Below are 4,273 nucleotides of genomic sequence, written 5' to 3'. Positions count from 1 at the left end.
CGAAAGTGATAAAACTGCGCCGCATCCCCCGCCAGTGCGAGGACCAGTTCCTCCGGTTCATCCCCCAGAAAAATCGCCGCCCGCGACAGGCTGTTGTGAATCGCCGGCCGCTCAACGCTCGGCAACGGGAATCGTGTACGCCGGTTTTCATGGTCAACCCAAACAACACAATCGCCATCGAACTCCAGCCGATGCGCCAGCGAATGACTCCAGCCAAATCCCAGCCCGACATCGATCTCGGCGGCACTGGTGCGATACAAGCGGGTGAACTCGAATGGCAACAATCCATCGAGCACGCCATCGGTCAGGGTCAGCAATTCCTCGCCGGTAACCATCGACACAGGGCAACCGTTGGTACAGGTCTGCGGCACACAATCGGCGCTGTCGCCGTTGGGGTTTTTTGCCTGATCCGGCGAGTCATCGTGATGTTCGTCTTTCTTCAGCAAGGCGTTGCGTTTGGCATTCCAGCGCAATTGCATCCGGCCTTTTTTCACACTGGCCACTACGCCGCGCGCGGCAACTGCCTTGTATTTATCAACGTACTTTAGGAAGCCGCTGACGATGCCGAACATCGCCTTTACCAACCGCACCAGCGCCGACAGCAGTTGAACCGCGTGACCCGCCAGACGTAGCGTCAGATAAGCGATCCCTCCGCCGCCACTCGCGAACGTCAGGGCGACGGCGATCAGCACATCGATCAGCACCTGAACCATCATCATCGATACCGCTTGCGCGGTTTTGCCGGCGATCTGGCTCGGCGGCAACATCTCCAGCCACAGGCTGGCGGTACGCAACAGCAAACACAGCGCAGCCTCGTCGCTGACCAGCAACTGAAGCTTCTCCATGACCTCGGGAGCCGTCACCGCCAGATCAATCAGGTCATTCGCGCCACTGCCCAAACGCTCGGCAAACTTGCCCGGATCCTTGAGAATGTCAGACAGCATCCCGATGCTGTCCCACACGCCCTCGATCGCCGCCCAACTACCGGCCAGCATGCCGTTGCCCGCCGCCGTCGCCACCGAATGCGACCACTGCGGCTTGAACCCTTGCCATTCGCTGCGCAGCCAGCCATCCAGCTCACCGGTTAAACCGTCGTAGGACTTGAACAGCGCCTTGACCTGTTCCGGGGAGACCTCGTCGTGCACATGCACGCGATAGAACCTGCCTTCTGTTCCCCTGAATTCGCCCTTGCCTTCGGCATCGAGGGTGATGGGCGTCGTTTCGCCTCCATCCACCGCCACCACATTGACCACGATGTTGCCCAGCGGGATGTCATAGACCGATTCGAACTTGCTCTCGATCAACATCAACCCGCCCTTCGGGCACTGGACGACATTGGAGAAAAATTCGTCGTCGCTGCTGCTGACGGCCGTAGTGCGGTCGCCGAAGCGGATGATCCGCTCCATGCCCACCAGTGACGGTAGATCAGCGGCGTGGCTGACGGTGTCGGCCGTGCGACTGGCCCAGTGTTCTAGCTGTTCGCGGTAGAGACTGAGGGTGTCGGGGAAGCTGTCGAGTGCTTGCTCGATGCGAGAGATAGCTTCCATCAACGCACACTGAGGTGCGGGATGAACTGAGTAAGCGGGTCAAACATGAGCGTTCCCTCGCGCAAAAATTAGGCGCGGGAACTGTGCGGGGGATCAGTCAGAAAAGAAGTCAGGCGAGTAGGCGATGGCTGTAGGACTTATCTGCAAACAGCAAAAATCTAAACGGACAGACCAAACGCAAACAGGGCGTGAGATTTCTCTCACGCCCCGTTTATCGGACGACACAAATGGATTTACTGCGTTGAATTTCCAACACCCAGCTCTTTCAATTTAAGCTCGGCCAACGGGTGCCCGGCCTTGGCGGCCATACCCCACCAGCGCGCGGCTTCGACAGGGTCTGGCGCTTTGCTCGCGGTGCCGGCAAGACTGATCACGCCAACCTGATAGGCCGCTTTGCCATCGCCAGCCAGAGCCGCCAACCGCAACAGGCGCACGCCTTCTTCACGGGCTCCCAAACCCACACCGCGAAAGGTCAGGATGTGTCCATAGAAGCTTTGCGCGCCGACATCGCCCAGGTTGGCCATGCGCGCAAACTGACCTTCAAGCCAGCGCCAGCCGCGGGGCTGGCGCACGAACCATGACCAGTGAAACAGCCTGCGCGCCAGCCAATAGCTGGCCCGCGCCTTGAGTCGTAAAAACACTCAGGCCTCCGCTGATTCCGGGTATTCATACTCGAAAACCCTGACCACTTCCGACGCATGCCAGGACGCTGCGGCAACGCCATCGGACGGCCCGGAAAAACGCCCCAAGCGTTCGACACACTCAAAAAAACCGGTACGCGGCAAACGACTCGCGCCCTGGCTGATAACCAGCGAACTGCGCAACGGCTGTTCGGCCTTGGCATCCAGCGCGGCCAGATGCTCAAGCGCGGCGGTCAATGTTTGCATCGCCGGCGTCGGCAGTTGCAAACGCTCAAGCAACGCCCGGTAGGTCAACAGATGACGCTGGCGGCGCGCCTGATCGAGTTCCCCGAGTAATCCGTCCCAATGTTGTCGACTGATGCGTACGCTCACGATTCATCCCTCCACCCTGGCACCGTCAGTTCCCAAGCGAGGCTACGACGAATCGCGGCGTCAGGCAGACGCTCGCCACTTTCGATCATGGCCAGATAAGACGGGCTGATGCCTACCGTGCGGGCCAGCGCCTCGATGGCGATGCCCTTCCCTTCGCGCAAACTGCGGAGTTGATCCAGACCAGGAAGAATCGGGTCCGGCGTTGCCGCGAGCGGCTCTGGAGCCTGCTGCGACGGTGCTTCTTTGATGCCTGCTGCTTTTAGTAGAGCCTGATACTGAGCCCAAGGCAGAACCGCGTATTCGGGTTCGCCATCGCGTGCAATTATCTGAATATCCATGACTACCCCGTAGGACAACAACACTTAGCGAGTCGGCACTTTTCCCTAGAAGTGTAATCCTAACAGCGGCCAAGGTCGCGAGGGGTATCTATCTATGTGCAGGCTTGATGAATCAGGTCTTTTTCGGTCCCTGAAGCTGAAGTTGTTCGGGGGTATCGGGCAAGCGTTCAGCGACCGCCAGTTTTTCCGGATGCTGGCGATTGCGCCAGAGCCGGAAGGCATTGAGTTCATCGTCGAGGACTTTCATCAGCCAGGCGAGGACGGCGATGTCATCGAACATGCCGAATACCGGAATGAAATCCGGAATCGCGTCGACCGGGCTAAGGAAGTACATCAGGCCCGCGACTACTGAAACCAGGGCTTTGCCACTGATCGCACGATAGTCGCCGCGCCAGTAGGCCAGACACAATGCCTGAAGCAAACGCAGATCATCCTTGAGCTTGCCGAGGCGATTGCCTTGCGCGGCGCCTTTGCTGGCCACGGCGAACAGCAAGGTCGGCAAGCGACCGCGAGCCAGCAGGCGGCCAGCCAGAGGCAGGAATCGAGCGAAATTCCACGGAGCTTTCATCTATTCCTCCCGTTGAAATGTTATCCACACAAATTGTGGATAACCTTGTGAACAGAGCTGCATTTCAGCGCTGAGAGCCCCGTTTCATAAGGGCTGCGCTCAGATCGGGCGTTTTTTACTCACATAAAAAACCCCAATATTTCATTGACTTGGCGGATCAGGCCGTCTAGTGCCGGCAGCCTCAAAGGCTATGACTCTTCTGACCGGCATCGGTTCGCTCTGTTTACCCTCGTCAGTGTCCAGATGCAACAACGCCCCGCATAAGCGAGGCGTTGTTGTCGAAGCCGTTACCGATTACTTGGCAGCGGCGTCTTCTTTGGCTGGGTCCTTGATGGCCAGCAGTTCCAGGTCGAAGACCAGAACCGAGTTGGCCGGGATTGCCGGGCTTGGCGATTGTGCGCCGTAAGCCAGATCGCTAGGGATGTACAGTTTGTACTTCTCGCCAACGTGCATCAGTTGCAGGCCTTCAACCCAACCTGGAATCACGCCGCTCACCGGCAGATCGATCGGGCTGCCGCGCTCGACGGAGCTGTCGAATACGGTGCCATTGGTCAGCTTGCCGGTGTAGTGAACGGTCACTACGTCGGAAGACTTAGGCTGTGCGCCGTCGGCTTTCTTGACCACTTCGTATTGCAGGCCGGAAGCGGTGGTAGTCACACCAGCCTTCTTGCCGTTTTCTTCGAGGAATTTCTTGCCGGCGGATGCCGACTCTTCGCTCATCTTGACCATACGCTCTTCGGCACGCTTTTGCAGCGCGGCGAAAGCTTCGACCAACTCTTCATCTTTCAGCTTCTGTTCTTTCTTGCC

The 4,273-nt window shown here is 58.6% G+C and carries 6 protein-coding genes; all 6 read right to left on the bottom strand.

What is annotated here, in order from left to right; genetic code table 11:
• On the bottom strand, positions 1-1,547 hold a 1,547-nt coding region (locus ACIQVE_RS29240), incomplete at its 3' end, for a DUF6531 domain-containing protein (protein ID WP_402815381.1).
• Positions 1,548-1,780: 233 nt separating this feature from the next.
• Positions 1,781-2,188 (bottom strand): sel1 repeat family protein, encoded by a 408-nt coding sequence (locus tag ACIQVE_RS29235; RefSeq protein WP_402815379.1) that lies wholly within the window; start codon positions 2,186-2,188, stop codon positions 1,781-1,783.
• Positions 2,189-2,560, bottom strand: a complete 372-nt coding sequence (locus ACIQVE_RS29230) for a hypothetical protein (RefSeq protein ID WP_003223109.1) — start codon at positions 2,558-2,560, stop codon at positions 2,189-2,191. It lies immediately after the preceding gene.
• Positions 2,557-2,898 (bottom strand): helix-turn-helix transcriptional regulator, encoded by a 342-nt coding sequence (locus ACIQVE_RS29225; RefSeq protein WP_042558400.1) that lies wholly within the window; start codon positions 2,896-2,898, stop codon positions 2,557-2,559. The genes ACIQVE_RS29230 and ACIQVE_RS29225 overlap by 4 nt, the downstream gene beginning before the upstream one ends.
• Before the next feature lie 112 nt (positions 2,899-3,010).
• Positions 3,011-3,466, bottom strand: a complete 456-nt coding sequence (locus ACIQVE_RS29220; protein WP_402815376.1) for a YkvA family protein — start codon at positions 3,464-3,466, stop codon at positions 3,011-3,013.
• Between the two features lie 294 nt (positions 3,467-3,760).
• On the bottom strand, positions 3,761-4,273 hold a 513-nt coding region (locus ACIQVE_RS29215; RefSeq protein ID WP_402815374.1), incomplete at its 5' end, for an FKBP-type peptidyl-prolyl cis-trans isomerase.

The sequence above is a fragment of the Pseudomonas sp. NPDC098747 genome (genome assembly GCF_044760045.1).
Lineage (GTDB): Bacteria > Pseudomonadota > Gammaproteobacteria > Pseudomonadales > Pseudomonadaceae > Aquipseudomonas.
Note: the sequence above shows the minus strand (reverse complement) of the source record. Positions and strands in the feature narration are given on the sequence as shown.